Here is a 24,241-nt window from a genome sequence, read left to right as displayed (position 1 = left end):
CTCGCGCCCCAGCCCGGGCGTGAAGAAATCGCGTCGTACCTGACCAAACTGAATGACGCGCAGCGCGAAGCGGTCGAGTACGGCACGCACGCATCGAACGTTGGTGAGCCTGCCGGCGCGCTGCTCGTGATCGCGGGGGCGGGATCGGGCAAGACCAATACGCTTGCGCACCGCGTTGCGCATTTACTGGTGAAGGGCGCGGACCCGCACAGAATCCTGTTGCTGACATTTTCGCGTCGAGCGGCCAGCGAGATGACCCGCCGCGTCACGCGCATCGCTGTGAACGCGCTCGGCAACCGCAGCGTGATTGCGCAGGGCCTGACGTGGTCGGGCACGTTCCACAGCGTGGGCGCGCGCTTGTTGCGCGATTATGCGGATCTCATGGGTTTATCGCCGTCGTTCACCATCAACGACCGCGAGGATTCCGCCGATCTCATGAACCTCGTGCGGCACGAACTCGGGTTATCGGCGAAAGAGAAGCGCTTTCCGGCCAAGTCCACGTGTTTCGCCATCTACTCGCGCGTGGTCAACACCGGCGTATCGTTAGCCACCGTGCTCGACCAGGCGTTTCCGTGGTGCCGCGAATGGGAGGACGACCTGCGCCGGCTGTTCGCCGCGTACGTCAACGCAAAGCAGCAACAAAGCGTGCTCGACTATGACGACTTGCTGCTCTACTGGTCGCATCTCGCCGCCGAGCCGTCGATCGCCGCGGATTTATCGAGCCGTTTCGACCACGTGCTTGTCGATGAATACCAGGACACGAACAAGTTGCAAGCGTCCATCCTGCTTTCGATGAAACCCGACGGCCGCGGCCTGACGGTAGTCGGCGACGACGCCCAGTCCATCTATTCGTTTCGCGGCGCGACGGTGCGCAATATCCTCGACTTCCCGAACCACTTCAATCCGCCCGCGAAATGCGTGACGCTCGAGCGCAATTACCGTTCGACGCAGCCGATTCTCGCGGCATCGAATGCGGTAATCGGCTTGGCGGCCGAGCGTTATACGAAGAACTTGTGGACCGACAAGGCATCGGCGCAAAGACCGCGCATTGTCTCGGTCGCCGACGAAGCCGATCAAGCGCGCTACATCGTCGAGCAGGTGCTGGAGGCGCGTGAAGGCGGCATGACGCTCAAGCAGCAAGCGGTGCTGTTTCGCGCCGCGCATCATAGCGCCGCGCTCGAAATCGAACTCACGCGGCGCAACATCCCGTTCGTGAAGTTCGGCGGGCTGAAATTCCTCGATTCTGTTCACGTCAAGGACGTGCTGGCGGTATTGCGCTGGGGCGAAAATCCGCGCGATCGTGTGGCCGGGTTTCGCGTCATGCAGTTGCTGCCGGGGGTTGGGCCGGCAATCGCCGGACGTGTGCTCGATCAGGTGGCCGAGCGCAGCGATACGCCCGCCGCGTTAGCTGCCTTTGCCGCGCCGTTGCGCGCGAGCGAAGACTGGCCGGCGCTCGTCGCCATGATGTCGAAGGTGTGCTCGCGCGAAAGCGGCTGGCCCGCTGAATTCGAGATGATCCGGCGCTGGTACGAACCGCATCTAGAGCGCAATCACGAAGACGCGTCGATCCGGCATGGCGACGTGCTGCAGATGGAAAGCATTGCGTCCACGTATCCCACGCGCGAGCGTTTTCTCACCGAACTGACGCTCGATCCACCCGATGCCACCAGCGACGAATCGGGTGTGCCGTTGATCGATGAGGATTATCTGATTCTCTCCACCATCCATTCAGCCAAGGGTCAGGAGTGGAAGAACGTGTTCGTGCTGAATGGCGTGGATGGCTGCATTCCGTCGGATATGGGCACGGGCAGCGACGAGGAAATCGATGAAGAACGGCGGCTTTTGTATGTCGCCATGACGCGTGCAAAAGAGGATTTGCACATTGTCACGCCGCAGCGTTTCTATGTGCACAACCAGACGCACATGGGCGACCGGCATGTCTGGGCGGCGCGCACGCGTTTCATTCCGGCGCATCTGATGCCGCAGTTCGAAGCGTGCGCGTGGCCGCCGGTGCCTGAGCCCAGCGCGCCGACGGCAGCAGGGCTGGCCGCGGCGGCGAAGGCGAAAGTCGATATCGCCGCGCGGCTCAAGAAGATGTGGGAGTGAAGGGCGCCTGGGGTTGCCCGGTGACGGATCGCATCAACGGAATCGCTCAACGCTCCACACGCGACGGCTTCGGCATTTTGCGCTCCGGCATGAAGATGGCGCGCAGCCAGTTGCCGAAGCGGGTGAAACCGTCATACGGCTCTTCAATAAATATCTCCGGCTTGAGCATGCGTAGTTGCTCGAGCACTTGCTGCGCTTCCTGCTTCGCAATCGAGCCGTGAAACATGCCAAGGCGCAACAGGCAGCGCAGTTCACCGAGCTTCTCGCGCGACGTCGATCCCACGCTGTGTTCGGTCGCGATCTTCGTTTCGTACACGCGTTGACGCAGTGAGTCGGCAAGACGCCATGCGGGCGTCTGCATTTTCATCTCAAGTTCCTGGATGTCTGACGCTGCCGCCTTGATCTGGGAGGCGAGCGCATCGATCAGCGCCGGATCGCCGTTGGATTCGGCCACGATAACCGTTGCCCACGCACGCGATGCCTTCACGAGATCGTCCGGTTTCCAGTCCGAGCGCACTGCAAAGCCGAAACCATGTTCCGCGGCCTGACGCATCATCATTTCGACGACGTCCGGAAACTCCTTGTCGAGCGCACGTTTTGCCCACGCGTACTGACCGTTTTGCAGCATCCGCTGGACGGCTTGTTCGGTGAGCGGCGTGGGGTTGTCGAGAAGTTTTGCGCGCAGAAAATCCTCGAACGACGGCGTGACGAATTGCGGGTCGAACTTGAGCGATAGACGAAGGAACGTATCGAAGTCGCGGCGCAGCGCCGCTATCGTTTCGTCTTTGAATGAAAGGGTGATCTGACCCATGATGTTTCCCGGTTCCCGATCCCGCGTACCAGTTTGAGCTGGCGCGGGAAGACAGTCGGCATCGCCACGAAGGCGACGGCCGTTCGTCTGTATATCGGCGTGGGGAGGAGAAACTTTAGGCCAGGTTTCTACTTCACGGGAATCGTCGTACCCGCGGGCATCGGCACGGCTGTCACGCTATTTTTTGCGCTGCCGGTCGTAATTCTGTCGCTATACGTCAGATAAACCAGCGTATTGCGCTTGGCATCGACAATACGCACCACGTGCAACGTCTTGAAGATAAACGACATCCGTTCCGAGAACACATCGGATTTTTGCTTGAGCGGCGCGTCGATCTTGATGGGCGCGACCTGGCGGCAAGCTATCGATGCCTCCGACGGATCTTCGGCAATCCCGAGCGTCCCTTTAACACCGCCAGTGCGCGCACGCGAGACATAACATGTGACGCCCGTGACCCCGGGGTCGTCGTACGCTTCGACCGATACGCGATCCGAACCGGTAAAGCGGAAATTCGTGTTGACGCTCCCGATTTCCTCGGCGTGGAGACCGGGAACGGCAAGCAGCAGCGTCGAAAGCGACGCGAAGATGAGGAGGGCGCGTTTCATCGGAATCCTTTGGGGAATGAGGAATTAAAAAAGGCGTCGTATTGTAACGACGCCTTCGTTTAGTTCAGGTGAAACCGCGTTCCGCAAGCCTCCGGATCCGGTGAACGATCAATGAAAGATCAGGTACAAAATCACCAGCACGATCACCGGCACGCCGAGCAGCCAACCAAGTAGATAGGGCATTTGTCGTCTCCATTCGATATCTGATTCGATGAATCCAGTATCGATGAGAGCCCAATGCGCCGATAGCCGCGCCCGTCCTATTCGAATGTAGGCGGACTCCTATCGGACGCTCATGGCGTACTGCGTGACTTGCCGGTAGCGCTCGTTCGGCCGCAAGACGACTGCTTCGGCGCTATCCATGTTGATCTGGTTCGGGAATCCACCTGCCTCAAGACAGAGCGCGCCGTGTTTCGCGTAGGTCACGCCTTGCTTGCCCGGCTCGCCTTCCAGGTGGTTGCTGGTATAGAACACGAGCCCTCGTTCAGTCGTAGCGACGGTCAGTTCGCGGCCGCTGGGCGGGTGATAAACGCTCGCCGCGCGCCGTATTTCCGGCAGTTCGGTGACCGGACCCACCGTGCGCAACACATAACAATGATCGATGCCGCCATTCGCCAGCGTGACCTGCTCGTTGTCGCGAGTCTCGATACGCGGTCCGATAGCCGCCGGCTTGCGGAAATCGAACGGGGTATTGGCGACGTCTTCGAGCGTGGTCGGGATCGTGGTTTTATCGATGGCGAAAAACTGGTCCGCCGCGATGTCGATCTCGTGATCGCCGATGCCCGATGGCACGCCCGACAAGTTGAAATATGCGTGATTCGTGAGATTGAGCGGCGTCGGCGCGTCGGTGAAGGCGTCATACGCAATCGTCAATTCGCCCGCGGCGCTGAACGTGTAGGTGACCTGCACGGTGAGCGCGCCGGGGAAACCGCTATCGCCGGCGGGCGATTCGAGCCTGAGCACGAGCGCGTCTTCCGTGTGCCGCGCTTGCCAGAGCTTGAAACTGAAGCCGTGCGAACCGCCGTGCAGCGAGTTCGGCGGCTGATTGGCTTCGAGCGGGTACGCCACGCCATCGAGCGAAAAGCGCGCGCCCGCGATGCGGTTCGCCCAGCGCCCGACGATCGAGCCCATGTAGGCCGTGCCGGTAGCGTACGCGGCGGGGGTGTCGTGACCGAGGAGGATATCGGCGAGGCGGCCATCGCGATCCGGCGCGAACCACGAGACGAGCGCCGCGCCCAGATTCGTCACCGATACCCGCAAGCCGTTGTCATGGCTGAGCGTATGAAGTTCAACGGGCGTGCCGTCTGGAAGGGCGCCCCAATGGGCGCTGGAAATGTTCACTGCGTAGTCTCCGGGTTCTGGTTTTTCGTGGCATGGCGGCTGCTGGCTTCCGGCAAAGGCCACCGCTCGCGATACAGCGTGCGCACATAGTCCAGATGAGCGCCTGCGGCATCACGGGCACGTTGCGGATCGCGGGCGATGATGGCGTCGAAGATGGCCTGGTGTTGCGCCAGCAGATTCGCCTCCACGCCGTCGTCGTAGTCGACCAGCCGATGCGACGTCAGCATGGATTCACGCACGAGTTCGTGCAGACCGTGCATCACGTGGGCGAGCGCAAGATTATGCGTGGCATCGGCGATAGCAAGATGAAACGCCGCATCGTGCTCCGCAATGCGCGTGCGTTTTGGCGCGATGGCCGCCGTTTTCAGCGTCTGAAATGCTTCAGCGATGCGCGTCAGGTCGGCATCGGTAGCGCGTTCGGCGGCATAGGCCGTGGCCAGCGATTCCAGCCCGTGGCGCAGTTCGAGCACATCGGCGCTGGCGGTCGGATGCTGGCTCAGCAACGCGGCGAGCGGCGCGGACACGAGCGGCGCGGTTACATCGGACACTTCGAAACCGCCGCGCGCCGCCGCCCGGATAAATCCATCCGATTCCAGCCGGATCAACGCTTCACGCAGCGACGGCCGCGACACGTTGAGCTGCTCCGCGAGGTCGCGCTCGGCGGGCAGGCGCTGGCCGGGCAGCAACGCGCCGCTCGTGATCAGCGCCCGGATCTGGTCGGACACGACATCGGCGATGCGCACGCGGGCGTAGGAGTGGACGGGCTGAAAAGGCATGAGTGCGCTGAAAGGTGGGTAAAAGCGGCCGGATATTTCTCCTAGTTTGACATGAAAGATCACAAACTTTAAAGTCTTGGTCAGACCAAGCTGACCAAGAATGGCGAAATCCTTCGTTTTTCAGGCTCCCCACATTCTTTTATCCGATGAAAGTCGCCCTGTTCGTTCCCTGTTTTATCGATGCGTTTTATCCCGAAGTCGGCATCGCGACACTTGAACTGCTCGAACGTCTGGGCGTGGAAGTCGATTACCCGCAGGAGCAGACTTGCTGCGGCCAGCCGATGGCAAACAGCGGCGCGCAAAAGGAAGCGGCCGGCGCCGAGCGTGTGTTCGCGCGCAATTTCGCCGATTACGACTATGTAGTCGGGCCGTCGGCGAGTTGCATCCATCATGTGCGCGAGCATTTAACCGCCATCGAGCAAACGGCGTCCGTGCGCAAAGTCCGGGCGAGCGCGTACGAACTCGTCGAATTTCTCCACGATGTACTGAAAGTGCGCGAATTCCCGTGGGCCGAATTTCCGCATAGGGTCGGATTGCACAATAGCTGCAGCGCGATCCGGCACTTGCGTGAGGTGTCGGCATCGGAGATTGGCGGGGCGTCGTTTTCCAAACCGCGTGCGTTGCTCGAAGGCGTTAAAGGCATTGAATTCGTCACGCCCACGCGGCCCGACGAATGCTGCGGTTTCGGCGGCACGTTTTCGGTGACGGAAGAGGCGGTGTCGGTGAGGATGGGTCAGGACAAAGTCCGCGATCATCTGGGCGCGGGCGCGCAATATATCGTCTCCGGCGATATGTCGTGCCTCATGCATCAGCAAGGCTGTGCCGAACGCCTGAAACTCGATGCACGCTTCATCCACATCGCCCAGGTTCTGAACGGAGCGCGCGCATGAGCGACGTCGTGAAGGGGAAAAGCAAACGGCTCGATCACGCGAAGGCGGCGAGTGCGTTTATCGCGAAGACGGATCACGTCGCTTTCCACGACAAACGCTTGTGGGATCTGCGCAGCAAACGCGACGCTCAGGCGCACGGCATGCCCGAATGGGAGACGCTGCGTGAGCTGGCATCGGGGATCAAGGAACACACGCTCTCGCATCTCGCCGATTACCTCGATCAGTTCATCACGCGAGCCGAGTCGCACGGCGTGGTGGTGCATTACGCGTCCACGGCCGAGGAACACAACGAGATCGTCTACAAGCTGATGTCCGAGCGCGGCTTGACTACGCTCGTCAAAAGCAAATCCATGCTCACCGATGAATGCAAGATGCGCGAGTACATCGAGCCGCGCGGCATCACGGTGATGGAAACCGATCTGGGTGAGCGCATCCAGCAACTGGATAACCAGGACCCGAGTCACATGGTCGTGCCGGCCGTGCACAAACTTCGCGCGGATGTTGCCGAGTTGTTCGGCCGTACGATCGGCACCGATCCGAAAAATAGCGACATTCACTATCTCGCCGAAAGCCAGCGCATGAATACGCGGCCGTATTTTGTGCGCGAGAAAACCGCGGGCATGACGGGCTGCAATTTCGCGGTGGCGGAGACGGGCACGGTCGTGGTGTGCACGAATGAGGGCAACGCGGATCTGTCGGCGAATGTGCCGTCGTTGCACATTGCATCGATCGGGATTGAAAAGTTGATTCCCAGGATCTCCGATCTTGGCGTGTTTATACGCATGCTCTCGCGCAGCGCGCTTGGTTCACCGATCACGCAATACACCTCGCATTTTCGCGCGCCCCGGCCGGGCTCCGAGATGCACTACATCCTCGTCGATCACGGCCGTTCCGAGCGCCTCGCGATGGAGGACTTCTGGTACTCGCTGAAGTGCATCCGCTGCGGCGCGTGCATGAATACGTGCCCGGTGTATCGGCGAAGCGGCGGCTTGTCGTACGGCTTCACGTATTCGGGGCCGATCGGCGCAATCATCAATCCTACGTACGATATGAAACGCTTCAGCAGCCTGCCGTTTGCATCGACGCTCAACGGTAGTTGCACGAACGTCTGCCCCACGAAGGTCAACATTCACGAGCAGATTTATAAGTGGCGCGAGGTGATTGCGGCGAATCACGAAGTGCCGTTCGTGAAGCAGGAAGTGCTGAAGATGGCGGGGCGCTTGCTTGCAAGTCCGACCTTGTATCGCGGCACGGTTGCATCGCTGGGTGGTGCGTTGAAGCGGTTGCCGAACTTCGTGCTCTACAACCCGCTGAACATCTGGGGCCGTCAGCGTGATCTGCCTGAAACGCCTGCCGAGACTTTCCACGAGTGGTACAAGAAAAATCGCAAGGCGGCCAACAAATGACGACGACGCGTGATGCTTTTATCGCCAAAATTCGCGTGGCGCAACCGGCAGGAAGGCCCCGTCCCGAGGTGCCGCTCTTTGACACCCCGCCGGGCGATCGTCTCGAGCGTTTTCGCACCGCCCTGGCGGCGATGGGCGGAACGGTGGTCGAAGGTGAGTCGCTCGAGTCGGTGCGTGCGCTGCTCATCGAGCGCTTCGGCGCTGACGCGATAGTCGCGTCGGCAGTGCCGGGTATCGAGGGCAATCGTGCGCTTACGGCGGATATGCCGCCGGCACTGCTTCAAGACGTCGATGCAGGCGTCGTGCGTGCACGTTTCGGCGTGGCGGAAACCGGCTCGGTGTGGTTCAGCGAGGACGAATACATCGTCAACTCGATCGGCTATCTGGTGCAGCATCTCGTCGTGCTGCTCGATCCGGCGCAGATTGTGGATGGGCTGCAGGATGTGTATCGGCGCGATGACTTCAACGCCGCGCGATATGCGGTGCTGGTGACGGGGCCATCGGCGACGGCGGATATCGAGGGCGTGCTGATTCGTGGCGCGCAGGGCGTAAGGTCGCTGACGGTGGTGCTGCTCGCGGGTTGAGTGCCGCCACGCGCGGCGAGATCGTCAGGCGCAAAAAAGCCGTTCCAACTTACACCGGAACGGCTTTTAACTTCGCTTGGTGGTTACTGCGCTCCGAGCTTCTTGATCAGCACATCGAGTTGCGCCATTTCATCTTCGGTCAGATCCGTCAGTGGCGCGCGCACCGGACCGGCGCTGCGGCCGATCAGCTTCGCCCCCGCCTTCACGATACTCACCGCATAACCCGCCTTACGGTTACGAATTGCCAGATACGGCATGAAGAACTCATCGAGCAGACGGCCCGTGGTTGCGTGGTCCTGCGATGCCACCGCACGATAAAACTCCATCGCGGTCTTCGGAATAAAGTTGAATACCGCCGATGAATACACCGGCACGCCCAGCGCCTTATACGCTTCGGCATAAACCTCAGCCGTCGGCAAACCGCCAAGGTACGAGAACCGGTCGCCCAGCCGGCGACGGATCGTCACCATGTTTTCAATCTCGCCCACACCGTCCTTGAAGCCGATCAGGTTCGCGCAGGAGTCGGCGAGCCGCTCGAGCATGTCGGCATTGAGCTTGGAATTGGCGCGGTTATACACGATCACGCCGATATTGTTCACCGCCTTGCACACCTGTTCGACGTGCGCCGCAATCCCTTCCTGGCTGGCTTCGGTCAGGTAATGCGGCATCAGCAGAATGCCGTTCGCGCCAAGCCGTTCGGCCTCCTGCGCATAAGCAATCGCAACTCGCGTCGCACCGCCCGCACCGGCGAGAATCGGCACCTTGCCCTTGCAGGTTTCCGTCGCCGTGCGGATGACGTTCGAATATTCGCTATGCGTCAACGAGAAGAACTCGCCCGTGCCGCCAGCCGCGAACAATGCGGTCGCGCCATAGGGCGCGAGCCACTCCAGACGTTCGGCGTAGGTATCGGCGCGGAAGTCGCCCTGCTCGTCGAAGTCGGTCAGCGGAAAGGACAGCAGCCCTTCGGAAACGATTTGCTTGAGTTCTTGAGGTGTCGTCATGTTCGGTCGTGAATTGGTTTTTGAATGAGCCGTTGCATCAGTCGTTGAATCAGTCGTTGAGGAAATCAGCGCACGAGGCACGGGCGCTTGTTGTCGAAGGTCCAGTTCGGAATCAGGTACTGCATCGCGACGGCGTCGTCGCGCGCACCGAGTCCGTGTTGCTGGTACAGCGCGTGGGCTTTCTCGAGTTCGTCCATATCGATATCCACGCCCAGTCCCGGCCGCGCCGGCACCTTTACCTTGCCTCCCACAATCTGCAGCGGCTCGCGCGTCAGACGCTGGCCGTCCTGCCAGATCCAGTGGGTATCGATAGCGGTAATCTTGCCGGGCGCCGCCGCCGCGACGTGCGTGAACATGGCGAGCGAAATATCGAAGTGATTGTTCGAGTGCGAACCCCACGTCAGGCCCCACTCGTTGCACATCTGCGCCACGCGCACCGAGCCCTGCATGGTCCAGAAATGCGGATCGGCGAGGGGAATATCCACCGATTGCAACTGGATCGCGTGGCCCATCTGACGCCAGTCGGTCGCGATCATGTTGGTCGCGGTCGGCAAGCCCGTCGCGCGACGGAATTCAGCCATGACTTCCCGGCCGGAATAACCGTTTTCAGCGCCGCACGGGTCTTCGGCGTAGGCGAGTACGTGGTGCTGGTCGCGACACAGGCGCACGGCTTCGGAGAGCGACCACGCGCCGTTCGGGTCGAGCGTCACGCGGGCTTTGGGGAAACGTTCGGCTAGTGCGGTGACCGCTTCGATTTCTGCGTCACCCGAGAGCACGCCGCCTTTGAGTTTGAAGTCGTTAAAGCCGTAGCGCGCGTGCGCTGCTTCCGCCAAGCGCACGACGGCTTCGGGCGTCATCGCTTCTTCGTGGCGCAGGCGGGTCCAGTCGTCGGTTGCGTCCGTGCCGCAAGAATAGGACAGGTCGGTTTTGTTTTTATCGCCGATATAAAACAGGTAGCCCAGCATTTCCACTTCATCACGCTGCTGGCCCTCACCGAGCAGCGCCGCGACCGGCACGCCCAGATGCTGGCCGAGCAGATCGAGCAACGCAGCTTCGAGCGCGGTCACGGCGTGGATGGTCGTGCGCAGGTCGAAAGTCTGCGTGCCGCGCCCGCCTGCATCGCGATCGGCGAATTGCTTGCGCGTGGTGTTGAGCACAGCGTGCAAGTTGCCGATCGACTGGCCGACGACAAGTGGACGCGCATCGTCGATGGTCTTGCGGATGCTCTCGCCGCCTGGCACTTCGCCTACGCCGGTGTGACCCGCGCTGTCACGCAGGATCACGATGTTGCGCGTGAAGAATGGCCCGTGCGCACCACTCAGGTTCAGCAACATGCTGTCGCGGCCGGCAACCGGGATCACGCGCAGTTCGGTAACGATGGGCGTGGCGTTTGAAGCGCTTGAGTTCGTGGACATGGACGTGGTCAGTGTGAGTTGATTGGGTCGGTGCGCGTGCTGTGAGGCGGTCTTGCTTACCCGGCGCGGGATGGGCTCGGCTCGGCGCCGTGCTCGGGTCGACCGGTCAGCCGGTCTTTCGCGAAGAACGCGACGACGGCCGCTATCACCGACGCGATCCCCAGCCCATAAAGACCGCCCGAGATCGAACCCGTGTGCTGCTGTAGATAACCGAACGCCGCAGGCGCAAAAAAGCCGCCCAGGTTGCCGACGGAGTTGATCAGCGCGATCACGCCGGCCGCGACGCGTACATCGAGATATCCCTGCGGCAGCGGCCAGAATAGCGAGGCCGCTGCTTTAAAGCCGATCGCCGAAAAACAGATAGCGACGAACGAAAAGACCGGATTAGCCGAGGTCGATGCAAACAGTCCGCAGGCCGCAATGATCAGCGCGAGCGCGAGCCATGCTTGCTGGAAGCGCCATTTCGCCGACAACACCGCGAAGCAGTACATCGCGAACATGGCGATCAGCCACGGCACGGCGTTATAGAGGCCGACCTGGAAATCGCTCAGGCCGCCCATCTTTCGGATGATCGTCGGCAACCAGAACGTGGCGGCGTAGATGGTCAGCTGGATCGCGAAATACAGCAGGCAAAACAGCACGATCTGCGGGTCTTTCAGCAGTTTGGTGATCGGCAGATGCGCGTTGCCGGCGGCTTCGCGCTCGGCTTGTTCGGTGGCAATGGCGGCGCCAAGCGCTTGTTGTTCCTGTGCCGTGAGCCATTTGGCATCGCGGGGATGCGACTTGAGCATGAACCAGCTCACGCCGCACAGCGCGATCGAAAACAGGCCTTCGATCAAGAACATCCATTGCCAGCCATGCAGGCCGAAGCCGCGTATCGAGAGCAGGGCGCCCGACACCGGACCCGACAGCACCGACGCCATTGCCGATCCGCCCAGGAAGATCGCGACCGCCTTGCCGCGCTCCTTTTGCGGCAGCCATTGCGTGAAGTAATACACCACGCCCGGGAAAAATCCGGCTTCAGCCACACCCAGCAGGAACCGCATGACGTAGAACGACGTGTCGTTCCAGGTGAACGCCATCGCGCCCGCGACCAGGCCCCAGGTGAACATGATCCGTGTGAGCCACGCCCGCGCGCCGAAGCGCGCCATCAGCACGTTCGACGGCACTTCGAACAGCGCGTAACCGACGAAGAACAAGCCGCTTCCCAGCCCATAAGCCGCCGCGCCGATACCCAGATCCGTCTGCATATGCGTATTGACGAAGCCGATGTTCACCCGGTCGATGTAGTTCGCGATGAACATGATCAGGAACAGCGGCAGCACGTGGCGCTTCACTTTCGACGCGGCTGATGCGAGCGCGTCAGGCGTCGATGGGGCGAAATCGGGTGTCAAAAGTCCTCTCCGAATGGCGGCCCGGTCGGTCCCCGCGCTGTCGATGCGACGGCTGGCGACCACCGTCGCTTGGTGGAATAACTGCAAGCAAGTACACAGCTTCTGGTGTGTGATATGTTGTCTGATGACATTCTACGATCGGTTCGAGGATCGCCAGAATGGGTGTTAACCCCGAATAACGTTAGAGATCGTAATGGATACATCCACAACTGGTCATGTTTTGCACAAAAAAATAATACTTATGAAAGTACGATGTCAGACAATAAAAATCAAAATCAGGGAAAGATGGGAGGAACTGGGGCTTGCCAATGTGGCCGCGGATGCCCGGTGCACGATGTCCGGGCATTTGGCGTCCCCGCGGGGGCACGCCAGCGCGGCTAGTGGACAAGCGAGCGGCTGCCACGGAACGGCCGCGAAGGCGAGGGCGCTTTCAGCCGTTCGCTTCGCTCGACTGATTCGCGCGGCGCAAGCGTTCCCGGCTATTCGATAAATGCATGCGCATGGCGGCGCGTGCACTTTCGGCGTCGTGTCGCGTGATCGCTTCGAGAATGCTTTCGTGTTCCTGGTTGACGAGCGAGACATACGCTTTCGGGTCGGCCTTTGCGATGCCCGCCGAATCGATGCGGTTGCGCGGAATCAGCGCTGTGCCCATCTGGGTCAGGATATCGACGAAATAGCGGTTTCCGGTCGCCCGTGCGAGCGCGATGTGGAACTGGAGATCGGCCGCGACGCTGTCGCTGCCGTTGCGGCTGGTCGCTTCGATCGCGTCGAGCGCTGCCCGCATGCGCACGAGGTCTTCGGGCTGCGCGCGTTGCGCGGCGAGCCCGGCGCATTCCGTCTCGAGACTGATGCGCAGTTCGAGCACCGACAACACGTCGCGCAGCGTGGTGGCGGGCACCATGTCGATACCCAGTTTTTCGCGGCGCGGCTCCAGCACGAAGCTGCCAATGCCATGACGTGTTTCGATGACCTCGTTGGCCTGCAGCCGCGAGATGCCTTCGCGTACGACGGTGCGGCTCACGCCAAGCGTCAGCATGAGCTTCGCTTCGGTCGGCAACTTGTCGCCCGGCTTCAGCGCGGCGGATTCGATCTGTTCGATCACGTAGTCGAACACGCTCTCCGCGAGATTACGGGCGCGTCGGGGTGTCACGACGGATGTGAGGGATTCGCCCATCAGAAACGCTCCTTGGGTCAGCCGTTTGGCGATGTCATGGAGTCGAGATTATACCGTTGTCTGACGACTATCAATTTTAAAGATTCGCCGGATGCTCGCGGACGGCGGATATGTTTGCGAAGGGGAGGTGAAGAGGCTGCTGCGTTGACCTGCGAAACCATATTCAATTGTCCTGATTGATCGATGGCTACGGTGCAGTCAGGCGCATCTGCGATCGCAGACTCCTGGTTCCAGATTCTGCGTTCAATCGCGGCCCACAATGCAAAAAGCCCAATCTTTCGATTGGGCTTTTCGAGCTGAAATCTTTTTGGCTCCTCGACCTGGGCTCGAACCAGGGACCTACGGATTAACAGTCCGGCGCTCTACCAACTGAGCTATCGAGGAACATCTGCAGCAGAGAAATGAAATTATATGGAGGGGAATCTAGCCTGTCAACACCCTGCGGTCATCCCGATTCAAAAAGTCACAAACGGGCGAGCGCTTGCAAAGGATGCGACGACGCGCGCTTCATCCAGCTCAGCGCGCCAGCAGTTCAAGCTTGTCTTTAACGTCTTTGAACTCGTCGGCCTCAGGCAGCGGCGCCTTCGTCTTGGTGATGCTCGGCCAGCCGCGCGAGAGTTCGGCGTTCAATTCGATGAAGTGCTGTTGATCGCCGGGTACATCTTCTTCGGCATAGATTGCGTTGACCGGGCATTCGGCCACGCAAACGGCGCAATCGATGCACTCGTCGGGATCGATCGAGAGGAAATTGGGACCTTCGCGGAAGCAATCCACCGGGCACACGTCCACGCAATCGGTATAGCGGCACTTGATGCAGCTTTCGGTGACAACGTGAGTCATTCAGGCTCCTGCATGCGGAATTCGTGGGGCGGCGGCGAGGGCGGCGACATGGACCTCAGGTTCTACCAGAGAACCAGGAGCCTCTATCCGGGGCTGAACAGCCCGGCTGTGCACAATCTGCGCGCCAAAACCGATATTGTAGCGTACCGGTATATTCGAGCGCGACCCTCATCCAGAAGGCCTTATATCCTTTAGTGATTTGTTTATGGGCTGTTGCGCGACCCCTGTGCGGCTTGCAACGCACGGGTGGGAGCGGCGCTGCGGGCGGACACTTCGGGTAACATGCGCTGGAGGCCGCCGGGGGCGAAGTGTCCAGTGCGTCGGGGCGTGCCGGGTCCGTTTTCGGTTTTACCCGTGGTATCGCCCGCGGTTCTACGCCGCGGTTCTGCCCGCTTTCCTAGCCGTTCGTCTGGAACCATGATTATCCATTCGCTGCTCGATACTGATCTCTACAAGTTCACAATGATGCAGGTCGTGCTGCATCACTTCCCGGCGGCACACGCAGAATACAAATTCCGGTGCCGCACGCCGGAGGTCGATCTCGTGCCGTACATAGATGAAATACGCGACGAAATACGCCAGCTCTGCCACCTGCGATTCAAGGAAGACGAGCTTGAATATCTTCGCCGGATGCGCTTCATCAAGAGTGATTTCATTGACTTCCTCGCGCTCTTTCATCTCAACGAGAAGTCCATCACGATCAAGCCGTCGGCGAAGCAGAACGGTGAGATCGACATTGATGTTGTCGGGCCCTGGCTGCATACCATCCTGTTCGAAATCCCGGTCCTCGCGATCGTCAACGAGGTCTATTTCCGTAACACGCAGCGCGACCCGACCTTCGATACCGGCCGCGACCGCCTGCGCGACAAGATCCAGTTGCTCGGCGGCCGTCCTGAAGTCTCCGATTGCAAGATCGCCGATTACGGCACCCGCCGGCGTTTCTCCAAGCAGTGGCACGAGGAGGTCATCCTCAAGCTGAAGGAAGGCCTGGGCGATCAGTTCACGGGCACGAGCAACGTCTACTACGCGATGAAGCACGGGTTGCGTCCGCTCGGCACCATGGCGCACGAATACCTCCAGGCCTGCCAGGCGCTCGGTCCGCGCCTGCGCGATTCACAGATCTTCGGCTTCGAGATGTGGGCGAAGGAGTATCGCGGCGACCTGGGTATTGCGCTCTCTGACGTCTACGGCATGAAGGCGTTCCTGAACGACTTCGACATGTACTTCTGCAAGCTCTTCGACGGTGCCCGTCACGACTCGGGCGACCCGTTCGACTGGGGCGAGCGCCTGATCCGTCATTACGAGCAGAACCGCTGTGATCCGCGCACCAAGGTGCTCGTGTTCTCCGACGCACTCGATATCCCGAAGGTCCTGCGTCTCTACGAACGTTTTCGCGGCCGCTGCCAGCTCGCTTTCGGCGTGGGCACCAACCTCACCAACGACCTTGGCTATCAACCGCTGCAGATCGTGATGAAGATGGTTCGCTGCAACGGTCAGCCCGTGGCCAAACTCTCCGATTCCCCCGGCAAGAACATGTGCGAGGACCAGGCTTATCTTGCCTATCTTCGCCAGGTGTTCGACATCGCCAAGCCCGTGGAAGAACAATAACCCAGGCAGGGTTTTTTTCAGGGGCGATGCTGCTCCGCGTTAGCCGTTCGGTCTAGGGTATTGGAGCGGGAGCGCTCGTTATAATCAAGTCCTTGATCGACGCGCAGGCCAACGAGGACAGCATCATGCATACATCGGCACCACGCCGAAACTCAACAGGTCAACGCTTACGGCTGCTCGCTTCGGCTACGGCGGCAACCGGCTGTGATCGCGCATGAACATGTCCATGACGATCCGACGGTTATGGCAAGCTCCGTTGCTTGCCGCGTTACCTTTGAGCGCGTCTGGGGCAACGCTCGATGGCGCCACGCTCTCTCCTCTATGGGCGCTTCCGTTCGCCGGCATTCTGTTGTCCATCGCGATTATTCCGCTGATCGCGCCGCACGCCTGGCACAGTCATTTCGGCAAGATATCGGCGGGCTGGGCGCTTGTGTTCCTCGTGCCTTTTGCGCTGGGCTTTGGTACGCCGGCCGCGTTCGCGACCTTCGTGCACGCCATGCTGGAAGAGTACGTGCCGTTCATCATCTTGCTCACGGCGTTGTTCACCGTCGCGGGCGGCATCTGCCTGCATGGCGACCTGCATGGGTCTCCACGCCTGAATACGGGACTGCTCGCGCTCGGTACGGTGCTCGCCAGCATCATGGGAACGACGGGGGCGGCAATGCTGTTGATTCGCCCGCTGCTGCGCGCCAACGAACATTGCAAGCACGTCGTGCACAGGGTCGTGTTTTTCATTTTTCTCGTGGCCAATGCCGGCGGCGCGCTTTCGCCGCTCGGGGACCCGCCGCTGTTCCTCGGCTTCCTGAACGGCGTGAGTTTCTTCTGGACCACCGTGCACCTCGCCGTGCCCACGCTCTTCATCTGCGTCGTTCTGCTGGCGCTTTTCTACGCGCTCGATCGCTATTACTACGCGAAGGAGGAAGAGGTGGTGCAGCGGGGTGAGGTGAAAACGCCGTTGAGCGTCGAGGGCAAGATCAATTTCGTTTTGCTCGCCGCGGTTATCGCGCTGGTGCTGATGAGCGGCTTGTGGAAACCGGGCATCGAGTTCGATGTATTCGGTACGCACGTCGCGTTGCAGAACGTCGTGCGCGATGTGTTGCTCGTCGTGGTGACGCTTTTGTCGCTGCTGCTGACACCGAAAAGCGCGCGCGCCGGGAATGCATTCAACTGGGCGCCCATCGAGGAAGTCGCGAAGTTATTCGCCGCTATCTTCATCACCATCGCGCCGGTGATCGTGATCCTGCGTGCAGGCGCGGACGGTGCGTTCGCCGGCATCGTGCATCTGGTGACCGATTCAAGCGGCAAGCCGATCGACATTGCGTATTTCTGGGCGACCGGCTTGTTGTCGTCGTTCCTCGACAATGCGCCGACCTATCTCGTGTTCTTCAACCTCGCGGGCGGTGATGCCCCGACGCTGATGACGGCCGGCGCCTCCACGCTCGCGGCCATCTCGGCTGGCGCCGTGTTCATGGGCGCGAACAGCTATATCGGCAATGCGCCCAACTTCATGGTCAAGGCGATTGCTGAATCGCGCGGCGTCGTGATGCCGGGATTCTTTGCCTATCTCGGCTGGTCGACGGTCGTCTTGTTGCCCTTGTTCCTGATTACTGGATGGTTGTTCTTTTAGGAGAATTCGATGAAGAAAGTGCTGGTTGCCCGCCCCATTTTCCCGGACGTGATCGAACGCCTCCGGCAATATTTTGAAGTCGATGCCAACCCGGGTGCTCCGCTGTCCGCCGACGAATTCGCGCGCCGCATGGCCGATCGCGACGGCGCGTTGCTAGCGGGCGATCCCGTCACGGCGAAGGTCCTGGAAGGCGCGCCGAATCTGAAGGTGGTGTCGAACATGGCTGTCGGCTACAACAACTTCGACATGCAGGCGTTGAACGCGCACGGTGTGCTGGGCACCAACACGCCGGACGTGTTGAATGAGAGCACGGCGGACTTCGGCTGGGCGCTGATGATGGCGGCGGCGCGGCGAATCGCGGAATCGGAACACTTCCTGCGCGCGGGCAAGTGGGGCACGTGGTCCTACGACGCGTTTCTCGGCTCGGATGTATTCGGCTCAACTCTTGGCGTGCTCGGCATGGGCCGCATTGGCCAGGCGCTCGCCCGGCGCGCGCGCGGCTTCAACATGCGCGTGATCTATCACAATCGTTCGCGTGTCGCGCCGGAGATCGAGGCGGAACTGAACGCCGAGTATGTATCGAAGGCGGATTTGTTGAGGCGCGCCGACCATGTCGTGCTCGTGCTGCCGTACACCGCCGAGAATCACCACACCATCGGCGCGGCCGAACTGGCGAGCATGAAGCCTACGGCTACGCTGACCAATATCGCGCGCGGCGGCATTGTCGACGACGCCGCGCTGATCCAGGCCTTGCGCAACAAGACCATCGCGGCGGCGGGCCTCGACGTGTTCGAAGGCGAGCCGAATTTCAATCGCGATTTCCTCACGGTGTCCAACGTGGTGTTGACGCCGCATATTGCGAGTGCGACCGAATCCACGCGCCGTGCCATGGCCAATCTCGCCGCCGACAACCTGATCGCCGCGCTGGGCGAAGGCCCGCGCGCCGGTAATCCGCCGAACCCGATCAATCCGGAAGTCCTGAAGAAATGACCATGTTGTTGCTGTTGAGCGCGGGTGTCGCCGTCCTCGCGATCGCGCTGGTGATCGCGTTGATCCTGCTGTTGCGGCCAAAGCGTGAAACAGATATCGAGGAACAGTTCGAGGCGTTGACCGATCGGATCATCGACATGGGCGAAGCTCACGCGCGTGCCCAGGAGCGGCTCGAACGCAATGTGCGGAGCGAAATAACAGAGACGTCCCGCGCCTCGCGTACAGAAGCGGGTACCGCGTTCGCTGAATTCCAGCGGACGCTCGCGACGCAACTCACGAGCATGGCGAGCCTCCAGAACACGCAGCTCGAAGGGTTCTCCCGGCAACTGGTGACGTTGACGGAAACCAACGTGCAGCAAGGCCAGCACGCACGCGACGAACAAAGTCAGGCGCTCAGGCGCTTCGGCGAAACGCTCACGCTGCAGCTTGCGCAGATGTCGGAATCGAATGACCGGCGTTTGAGCGAAGTGCGCGCGACGCTTGAAGCGCGGCTGAAGGACATCGAGGCGAATAACGCGGCGAAGCTCGAAGAAATGCGCCGCACCGTCGACGAAAAACTGCACGCGACGCTCGAGCAGCGGCTGGGTGAATCGTTCAAGCTGGTGTCGGACCGGCTGGAGCAGGTGCATCGCGGATTGGGGGAAATGCAGACGCTGGCAGCGGGTGTCGGCGACTTGAAGAAGGTGCTGACCAACGTCAAGACGCGCGGGACCTGGGGCGAAGTGCAACTCGAATCGCTGCTTGAACAGGTGCTGACGCCGGACCAGTATGCGAAGAACGTCGCAACCATTCCGCAGAGCAACGACCGTGTGGAGTTCGCGATCAAGCTCCCCGGCCGTCATGATGCGCCCGGCCAAAGTGGCGCGAATGCGGTTGCGAGGCCGGTGTGGCTGCCTATCGATGCCAAGTTTCCACGCGAGGATTACGAGCGTCTGATCGACGCGCAGGATCGCGCCGATCCGGCAGCAGTAGAGGAGGCGTCACGCGCGCTCGAAGGCCGCATTCGTGCGGAGGCGAAGACGATCGCGCAGAAGTACGTCGCGCCGCCGCATACCACGGACTTCGCGTTACTGTTCCTGCCGACCGAAGGTTTGTACGCGGAAATCCTGCGCCGTCCGGGGCTGACGGATTTTCTGCAGCGGGAATACCGCGTGAGTGTGACGGGTCCGACTACGCTGACGGCTTTGCTCAACAGCCTGCAAATGGGCTTCAGGACGCTTGCAATCGAGCAGCGTTCCAGCGAAGTCTGGCAAGTGCTGGGCGCGGTGAAAACGGAGTTCAGGAAGTTCGGAGAAGTACTGTCGAAGACGCGCTCGCAGCTTGAGGCGGTGACGCGTTCTATCGAGTCGGCGGAGACGCGTACGCGGCAGATGAGCAAGAAACTGCGCGACGTGGAAGCGTTGCCCGGCGAGCAGGCAGCCAACCTGCTCGGAGATGAACGCGAAGAACGTGAAGATCGCGAAGAACCTGAAGCCTAATCTGCAGCGGGTGAAGAAGCCAGCGTAGCCAGCGCGTCGCCGGTGATGCGCACGATGCGCCAGTCGGGCAAGACAGTCGCGCCCATCTTCTCGTAGAAGCCGATGGCGTTCTGATTCCAGTCGAGCACGGTCCATTCGAAGCGGCCGCACTGGCGCTCAACCGCGAGCGCCGCGAGCGCACGCAGCATCTTCGTGCCGAGCCCGCTGCCGCGAATGGCCGGCTTCACGTACAGGTCTTCAAGATACAGTCCGCGCTTGCCGAGGAAGGTCGAGTAGTTCTGGAAGAACAGGGCGTAGCCCACGACTTGTCCCTTCTCTTCGGCGACCATTGCTTCGGCACAGGGCCGCGCGCCGAACAGCGCGTCATGCACGCCGGCTTCAGTCGCAATGAACATGTGCATCAGCTTTTCAAACTCGGCCAACTCGACCATGAGCGCGAAGATCGCGCCGACATCGGCCGGGGTAGCGGTGCGAATCGAGGCGCTCATCAGGCTTCTTCCGGCGCGTCGGACAAAACGATCTCGATGCCGCCGAACCGCGACGCCACCCAGTTGTACGCGTGGCACGCAATCCACAGCAAGATGAAGCCGAGGATGGCATTGAGCAGCAGCGCGCTTGTCACGGTGCTCAGCTCGACCGAGCCGTATCGGAAGAACGCGACCAGCACGCCAAGTAGCACGATCGGTACGCTGAAGGTCAGGTACACGAGAATCAGCGCTTTGGCCGTTTGTCCCGGCGCGATGAACGAAATCTGTTTTTTCATGAAGGAAAAGCCCCGTCAGTCATAGTGCAATGCGTTCGAACCATCGGCGTTGGCCGCTTAAGTGATTACGGCGTTGCAGCTCAGGTTCTTGAAGCAGGTTGTCGAAGAGCCTTTTGAAACTAGATCAGGCCGTCGAATGGCAGGATATCCACGCTGTCTCCCGCATCGATATTCCCTGCATCGTGCTTCAGGACAATGAAGCAATTGGCTTCGCTCATTGAACTCAGCACGCCCGAGCCTTGCGGCCCGGTTGTCACCACATGCCAATGCCCGGTGACATCGCGGCGTGCGATACCGCGCTGAAACTCCGTGCGCCCGGCGCGCTTGTTGATCGGCTGCGAACTCGTGGCCGATATCAACGGCAGCGAATGCGGCGTCGCGCCCGACATGGCAAGCAGCGCCTCGCGCACGATGAAATAAAAGGTTGCCATCACGGCAACGGGATTTCCGGGCAAACCAAAGAACAATGCCGATTCGCCTTCGCCCGGACGCTTGCCCGACCACAAGCGGCCGAACGCGAGCGGACGGCCGGGGCGCATTGCGATCTTCCAGAACGCCACGTCGCCGAGCGCGTTCATCAGGTCTCGCGTGAAGTCGGCGTCGCCTACCGATACGCCGCCTGAACTGATCACTACGTCGGCGTCCTGCGTAGCTTGCCGCAATGCGCGTTCAAGCGATGCGCGGTCGTCGCGGACAATGCCGAGATCCACGGGCTCCACGTTCATCCGGCGCAGCATTGCGAAGAGGGTATAGCGGTTGCTGTCGTAGATGCAACCCGGCGCGAGCGCTTCGCCGACTGAGCGTAATTCGTCGCCGGTTGAAAAAAACGCGACACGCAAGCGCCGTTGTACAGCGACTTCGCCAATCCCGAGCGATGCCAGCAAGCCCAGATCCGACGCCCGCACAATGCGACCCTTGTGCAACGCCGGCTGGCCTTGCGCGAGGTCTTCTCCCGCGAGCCGCCGATTCGCACCGCGCTCGATACCCGATGCGGCGAACGTGACGGCGTCGCCTGCGCGCTGCACGAGTTCTTGCGGCACGACGGTGTCGCACCCGGGTGGAATGAGCGCGCCGGTCATGATACGTACACATTGCGTGGCGAGCGGACGGCCTTCGAATGGTTGTCCGGCGAGCGCGGTACCGGCGACTGTCAGCCGAAGCGATTCATTACCGCCAGAAACATCCAGCAACGCTGCGCCGTCGAACGCATAACCATCCATTGCGGAGTTGTCGTGGGAAGGGACGTTGATTGGCGAGACAACGTGTTCGGCCAGCACACGATCGAGCGCGTCGAACAGACGTATGCGTTCCACCTCGACGCGACCACGCGGCAACGCCCACTGACGCACGATTTCCTGCGCGGCGCCGACGGGCAGCGCGTTCGGATCGTACTCGGCGACGCAGCTCGAAAAGTGCTTGGTTGTGTTCATCGATGGGTGGAAACGGAGCGGAGTCGCGAAACAAAGCCCGCGGGCGGACGGGTGAAAAAGGCAGACATGTCGCGGATGCCGGCACAGCCGTCGCAAGACGCAGCGCCCTGGCCAAGCCGAAGGCTCGAAGCAAACCGAAGCACGAGACGAAGAAACGAACCGATGCTCAGCGGCGCTCGAGATCAGCTAGCTGATGCAAATCGTTGACATTGTAAAACGCACGCTCGTCGGCGAAGGTCACTTCTACCGCCTTGTGGCGCGCGTACCACGCGCGAACCTTACGCTCGCCTACACGGATGAACGCGTCGAGATCATCGGCCAGCGACGCGCGCAGCAACGCGAAAACCGGATGCAGATGACGTTCGCCGGCGGCATCGATTACCGCTGCCATCGCGATATCCGCTTGCCCGGCGCTCAAGCCTTCAGATAGCCGTTCGGCCAGATGAGGATCGATGAAAGGTGCATCGCAGGGCGCAAACAGCACGAATTCGGTCTGCGCTGCATGCAACGCAGCGCATATCCCGGCAAGCGGGCCGGGAAAATCCGGAAACGTATCGGTAATGACCTTTGCCCGGAAGGGCATGCCAAGCTGCGCGTAGATTTCCAGGCTGCGATTTGCGCTGATCAGCATCGCGTCGCATTGGGGCTTGAGCCGTCGCAGCGCATGGAGCGCGAGCGGTTCGAGGTTGAGCGGCTGCAGGCCTTTATCGATGCCACCCATTCTCGATCCGCGTCCGCCTGCCAACACCACGCCGGTGATGTCGTGTTTCGAGATAGACCTGCCAGGCGCATCGGCCACGTCAGCCGCCGATATATGACATTTCAACGCGCGGGGCGTCCGGGTCGGCAGCGAGCAACGCGTTGCTGCCGCGAAGTTGCGAGTAGCGGTCGGTGCGCGCTTCCCAGATCCTGGCGATAGCCGTGGCGACGGTGGCATCGCTTACACCGCTGCGGATCAGCGCACGCAAGTCGTGTCCGGACGTGGCAAACAGGCACAAATACAGTTTGCCTTCGGTCGAGAGGCGCGCGCGCGTGCAGGAGCTGCAGAACGCGCGCGTGACGCTTGAAATGACGCCGATCTCGCCGCCGCCGTCCTCATAACCCCAGCGTTGCGCGGTTTCGGCGTCGTTGTGAGCTTCGAGCGGCCGCAGCGGAAAATGCTCGGCGATGCGCGCGACCACTTCCGCCGACGGCAACACTTCGCTCATGTTCCAGCCGTTCGATGCCCCTACGTCCATATATTCGATGAAGCGCAGCACAGTACCGCTGCCTTTGAAATGACGCGCCATCGGCACGATTTCGGCGTCGTTCGTGCCGCGCTTGACAACCATGTTGACTTTCAACGGTGCGAGACCGGCGGCGTGCGCGGCCTCGATCCCTTCGAGCACATCGGCGACGGCGAAATCGGCGTCGTTCATGCGGCGAAACAATGCATCGTCGAGTGCGTCGAGACTCACCGTCACCCGCGACAATCCCGCGTCTTTCAGCGAGCGCGCCTTGCGGGCGAGGACAGAGCCGTTAGTGGTGAGCGTGATATCGAGCGGCCGGCCTTCCGGCGTGCGCAGCAGCGCCAGCCGTTCGATCAGGAATTCGATGTTCTTGCGCAGCAGCGGTTCGCCGCCCGTAAGCCGGATTTTTTCCACGCCGTGCGCGACGAACAAGCTTGCCAGCCGCTCGATTTCCTCGAACGACAGCAGGGCGCTGTGCGGCAGGAATTCGTAGTTTTTATCGAAAACTTCGCGCGGCATGCAGTAGACGCAGCGGAAATTGCAACGATCGGTCACCGATATGCGCAGATCGCGCAAGTTGCGTGACAGCCTGTCAGTGAGCAATCCAGTCGGCGTCGCGGCGGCGCCGGAGAAATCCGGAATCGCGCTGACGTTGGTGACGGGAATGATGCGTCGGGACATGATCGTTTTATTTCTCGCGAGCGGCGGCGGTAAAGCGGTCGCTATGGACTTCGAACAACTCATTTTAGCGGAAGGGCGGTTTTAGGGCGGTT

22 protein-coding genes and 1 tRNA gene are annotated in these 24,241 nt (G+C 61.0%); 8 read left to right on the top strand and 15 right to left on the bottom strand.

What is annotated here, in order from left to right; translation table 11 throughout:
• Window positions 1–27: 27 nt before the first annotated feature.
• Window positions 28–2,106, top strand: coding sequence for an ATP-dependent helicase (locus M0D69_RS07630; protein ID WP_301781505.1), 2,079 nt, complete (start codon window positions 28–30; stop codon window positions 2,104–2,106).
• Between the two features lie 46 nt (window positions 2,107–2,152).
• On the opposite strand, the gene M0D69_RS07625 is transcribed toward M0D69_RS07630, so the two are convergent.
• The 4 genes from M0D69_RS07625 to M0D69_RS07610 all read right to left on the bottom strand — a co-directional run bounded on the left by M0D69_RS07625 (window position 2,153) and on the right by M0D69_RS07610 (window position 5,639).
• A complete protein-coding gene (locus M0D69_RS07625) occupies window positions 2,153–2,917 on the bottom strand; it encodes a DUF4088 family protein (protein ID WP_301781445.1) in 765 nt (254 codons plus the stop codon).
• Window positions 2,918–3,045: 128 nt separating this feature from the next.
• Window positions 3,046–3,522, bottom strand: coding sequence for a CreA family protein (locus M0D69_RS07620; protein ID WP_301781444.1), 477 nt, complete (start codon window positions 3,520–3,522; stop codon window positions 3,046–3,048).
• 282 nt (window positions 3,523–3,804) lie between these two features.
• Window positions 3,805–4,863 (bottom strand): aldose epimerase family protein, encoded by a 1,059-nt coding sequence (locus tag M0D69_RS07615; RefSeq protein WP_301781443.1) that lies wholly within the window; start codon window positions 4,861–4,863, stop codon window positions 3,805–3,807.
• A complete protein-coding gene (locus tag M0D69_RS07610) occupies window positions 4,860–5,639 on the bottom strand; it encodes a FadR/GntR family transcriptional regulator (RefSeq protein WP_301781442.1) in 780 nt (259 codons plus the stop codon). Before M0D69_RS07610 ends, M0D69_RS07615 begins: the two co-directional genes overlap by 4 nt.
• Window positions 5,640–5,785: 146 nt before the next feature.
• Between M0D69_RS07610 and M0D69_RS07605 the strand changes: the two genes are divergently transcribed.
• From M0D69_RS07605 to M0D69_RS07595, 3 genes are read left to right on the top strand one after another with little or no spacing between them, the layout of a single operon-like run.
• Window positions 5,786–6,529: a (Fe-S)-binding protein gene (locus tag M0D69_RS07605; RefSeq protein WP_301781441.1), complete on the top strand. Its 744-nt coding sequence runs from the start codon at window positions 5,786–5,788 to the stop codon at window positions 6,527–6,529.
• Window positions 6,526–7,935 (top strand): lactate utilization protein B, encoded by a 1,410-nt coding sequence (locus M0D69_RS07600; RefSeq protein ID WP_301781440.1) that lies wholly within the window; start codon window positions 6,526–6,528, stop codon window positions 7,933–7,935. The genes M0D69_RS07605 and M0D69_RS07600 overlap by 4 nt, the downstream gene beginning before the upstream one ends.
• Window positions 7,932–8,519 (top strand): LUD domain-containing protein, encoded by a 588-nt coding sequence (locus M0D69_RS07595; RefSeq protein WP_301781439.1) that lies wholly within the window; start codon window positions 7,932–7,934, stop codon window positions 8,517–8,519. Before M0D69_RS07600 ends, M0D69_RS07595 begins: the two co-directional genes overlap by 4 nt.
• An 83-nt stretch (window positions 8,520–8,602) precedes the next feature.
• On the opposite strand, the gene kdgD is transcribed toward M0D69_RS07595, so the two are convergent.
• From kdgD to fdxA, 6 genes are all read right to left on the bottom strand, one after another.
• On the bottom strand, window positions 8,603–9,520 hold the full coding sequence (kdgD, locus tag M0D69_RS07590) for a 5-dehydro-4-deoxyglucarate dehydratase (protein ID WP_301781438.1): 918 nt from the start codon (window positions 9,518–9,520) through the stop codon (window positions 8,603–8,605).
• A gap of 65 nt (window positions 9,521–9,585) precedes the next feature.
• Window positions 9,586–10,935, bottom strand: coding sequence for a glucarate dehydratase (gene gudD / locus M0D69_RS07585; RefSeq protein WP_301781437.1), 1,350 nt, complete (start codon window positions 10,933–10,935; stop codon window positions 9,586–9,588).
• 56 nt (window positions 10,936–10,991) lie between these two features.
• Window positions 10,992–12,239: an MFS transporter gene (locus M0D69_RS07580; protein WP_301781504.1), complete on the bottom strand. Its 1,248-nt coding sequence runs from the start codon at window positions 12,237–12,239 to the stop codon at window positions 10,992–10,994.
• 520 nt (window positions 12,240–12,759) lie between these two features.
• Complete coding sequence (locus M0D69_RS07575; protein WP_301781436.1) at window positions 12,760–13,503, bottom strand: FadR/GntR family transcriptional regulator; 744 nt, start codon at window positions 13,501–13,503, stop codon at window positions 12,760–12,762.
• Window positions 13,504–13,811: 308 nt separating this feature from the next.
• Window positions 13,812–13,887 (bottom strand) — tRNA-Asn (locus M0D69_RS07570).
• A gap of 132 nt (window positions 13,888–14,019) precedes the next feature.
• Window positions 14,020–14,343, bottom strand: a complete 324-nt coding sequence (fdxA, locus tag M0D69_RS07565; protein ID WP_089159225.1) for a ferredoxin FdxA — start codon at window positions 14,341–14,343, stop codon at window positions 14,020–14,022.
• A 417-nt stretch (window positions 14,344–14,760) separates the two neighbouring features.
• Between fdxA and pncB the strand changes: the two genes are divergently transcribed.
• The 4 genes from pncB (at window position 14,761) to M0D69_RS07545 (ending at window position 20,046) form a co-directional block, all read left to right on the top strand.
• Entirely contained in the window at window positions 14,761–15,951 is a 1,191-nt protein-coding gene (pncB, locus tag M0D69_RS07560; protein ID WP_301781435.1) for a nicotinate phosphoribosyltransferase, read from the top strand.
• Between the two features lie 220 nt (window positions 15,952–16,171).
• On the top strand, window positions 16,172–17,578 hold the full coding sequence (locus M0D69_RS07555; protein WP_301781434.1) for a sodium:proton antiporter: 1,407 nt from the start codon (window positions 16,172–16,174) through the stop codon (window positions 17,576–17,578).
• Window positions 17,579–17,587: 9 nt separating this feature from the next.
• Window positions 17,588–18,568 carry a D-glycerate dehydrogenase gene (locus M0D69_RS07550; protein ID WP_301781433.1) on the top strand — a complete coding sequence of 327 codons (981 nt, stop codon included), beginning with the start codon at window positions 17,588–17,590 and terminating at the stop codon, window positions 18,566–18,568.
• 2 nt (window positions 18,569–18,570) lie between these two features.
• Window positions 18,571–20,046: a DNA recombination protein RmuC gene (locus M0D69_RS07545; protein ID WP_301781432.1), complete on the top strand. Its 1,476-nt coding sequence runs from the start codon at window positions 18,571–18,573 to the stop codon at window positions 20,044–20,046.
• Here M0D69_RS07545 and M0D69_RS07540 read toward each other — a convergent pair.
• The 5 genes from M0D69_RS07540 to moaA all read right to left on the bottom strand — a co-directional run bounded on the left by M0D69_RS07540 (window position 20,043) and on the right by moaA (window position 24,149).
• Window positions 20,043–20,534 carry a GNAT family N-acetyltransferase gene (locus M0D69_RS07540; protein WP_301781431.1) on the bottom strand — a complete coding sequence of 164 codons (492 nt, stop codon included), beginning with the start codon at window positions 20,532–20,534 and terminating at the stop codon, window positions 20,043–20,045. The genes M0D69_RS07545 and M0D69_RS07540 overlap by 4 nt on opposite strands.
• On the bottom strand, window positions 20,534–20,809 hold the full coding sequence (locus M0D69_RS07535) for a hypothetical protein (protein WP_031363462.1): 276 nt from the start codon (window positions 20,807–20,809) through the stop codon (window positions 20,534–20,536). Before M0D69_RS07535 ends, M0D69_RS07540 begins: the two co-directional genes overlap by 1 nt.
• A gap of 119 nt (window positions 20,810–20,928) precedes the next feature.
• The gene (gene glp, locus M0D69_RS07530) at window positions 20,929–22,239 is read right to left on the bottom strand and encodes a gephyrin-like molybdotransferase Glp (protein WP_301781430.1); all 1,311 of its coding nucleotides are present in this window, start codon (window positions 22,237–22,239) and stop codon (window positions 20,929–20,931) included.
• Between the two features lie 166 nt (window positions 22,240–22,405).
• Entirely contained in the window at window positions 22,406–23,038 is a 633-nt protein-coding gene (gene mobA, locus M0D69_RS07525; RefSeq protein WP_301781429.1) for a molybdenum cofactor guanylyltransferase MobA, read from the bottom strand.
• A gap of 1 nt (window position 23,039) precedes the next feature.
• The gene (gene moaA, locus M0D69_RS07520) at window positions 23,040–24,149 is read right to left on the bottom strand and encodes a GTP 3',8-cyclase MoaA (protein WP_301781428.1); all 1,110 of its coding nucleotides are present in this window, start codon (window positions 24,147–24,149) and stop codon (window positions 23,040–23,042) included.
• Window positions 24,150–24,241 lie beyond the last annotated feature (92 nt).

Source organism: Caballeronia sp. SEWSISQ10-4 2 (assembly GCF_030464885.1).
Taxonomy (GTDB): Bacteria; Pseudomonadota; Gammaproteobacteria; order Burkholderiales; family Burkholderiaceae; genus Caballeronia.
This window is presented reverse-complemented; position numbering and strand designations above follow the sequence as displayed.

Excerpts from the sequence above, each read along its gene's own strand:
- M0D69_RS07610 (WP_301781442.1), bottom strand. The coding sequence starts at position 5,639 with ATGCCTTTTCAGCCCGTCCACTCCTACGCCCGCGTGCGCATCGCCGAT.
- kdgD (WP_301781438.1), bottom strand. The coding sequence starts at position 9,520 with ATGACGACACCTCAAGAACTCAAGCAAATCGTTTCCGAAGGGCTGCTG.
- M0D69_RS07545 (WP_301781432.1), top strand. The coding sequence starts at position 18,571 with ATGTTGTTGCTGTTGAGCGCGGGTGTCGCCGTCCTCGCGATCGCGCTG.
- gudD (WP_301781437.1), bottom strand. The coding sequence starts at position 10,935 with ATGTCCACGAACTCAAGCGCTTCAAACGCCACGCCCATCGTTACCGAA.
- moaA (WP_301781428.1), bottom strand. The coding sequence starts at position 24,149 with ATGTCCCGACGCATCATTCCCGTCACCAACGTCAGCGCGATTCCGGAT.
- M0D69_RS07620 (WP_301781444.1), bottom strand. The coding sequence starts at position 3,522 with ATGAAACGCGCCCTCCTCATCTTCGCGTCGCTTTCGACGCTGCTGCTT.
- fdxA (WP_089159225.1), bottom strand. The coding sequence starts at position 14,343 with ATGACTCACGTTGTCACCGAAAGCTGCATCAAGTGCCGCTATACCGAT.
- M0D69_RS07550 (WP_301781433.1), top strand. The coding sequence starts at position 17,588 with ATGAAGAAAGTGCTGGTTGCCCGCCCCATTTTCCCGGACGTGATCGAA.
- M0D69_RS07535 (WP_031363462.1), bottom strand. The coding sequence starts at position 20,809 with ATGAAAAAACAGATTTCGTTCATCGCGCCGGGACAAACGGCCAAAGCG.
- M0D69_RS07540 (WP_301781431.1), bottom strand. The coding sequence starts at position 20,534 with ATGAGCGCCTCGATTCGCACCGCTACCCCGGCCGATGTCGGCGCGATC.
- M0D69_RS07595 (WP_301781439.1), top strand. The coding sequence starts at position 7,932 with ATGACGACGACGCGTGATGCTTTTATCGCCAAAATTCGCGTGGCGCAA.
- pncB (WP_301781435.1), top strand. The coding sequence starts at position 14,761 with ATGATTATCCATTCGCTGCTCGATACTGATCTCTACAAGTTCACAATG.
- M0D69_RS07600 (WP_301781440.1), top strand. The coding sequence starts at position 6,526 with ATGAGCGACGTCGTGAAGGGGAAAAGCAAACGGCTCGATCACGCGAAG.
- M0D69_RS07555 (WP_301781434.1), top strand. The coding sequence starts at position 16,172 with ATGTCCATGACGATCCGACGGTTATGGCAAGCTCCGTTGCTTGCCGCG.
- M0D69_RS07575 (WP_301781436.1), bottom strand. The coding sequence starts at position 13,503 with ATGGGCGAATCCCTCACATCCGTCGTGACACCCCGACGCGCCCGTAAT.
- M0D69_RS07605 (WP_301781441.1), top strand. The coding sequence starts at position 5,786 with ATGAAAGTCGCCCTGTTCGTTCCCTGTTTTATCGATGCGTTTTATCCC.
- M0D69_RS07580 (WP_301781504.1), bottom strand. The coding sequence starts at position 12,239 with ATGTTCATCGCGAACTACATCGACCGGGTGAACATCGGCTTCGTCAAT.
- M0D69_RS07625 (WP_301781445.1), bottom strand. The coding sequence starts at position 2,917 with ATGGGTCAGATCACCCTTTCATTCAAAGACGAAACGATAGCGGCGCTG.
- glp (WP_301781430.1), bottom strand. The coding sequence starts at position 22,239 with ATGAACACAACCAAGCACTTTTCGAGCTGCGTCGCCGAGTACGATCCG.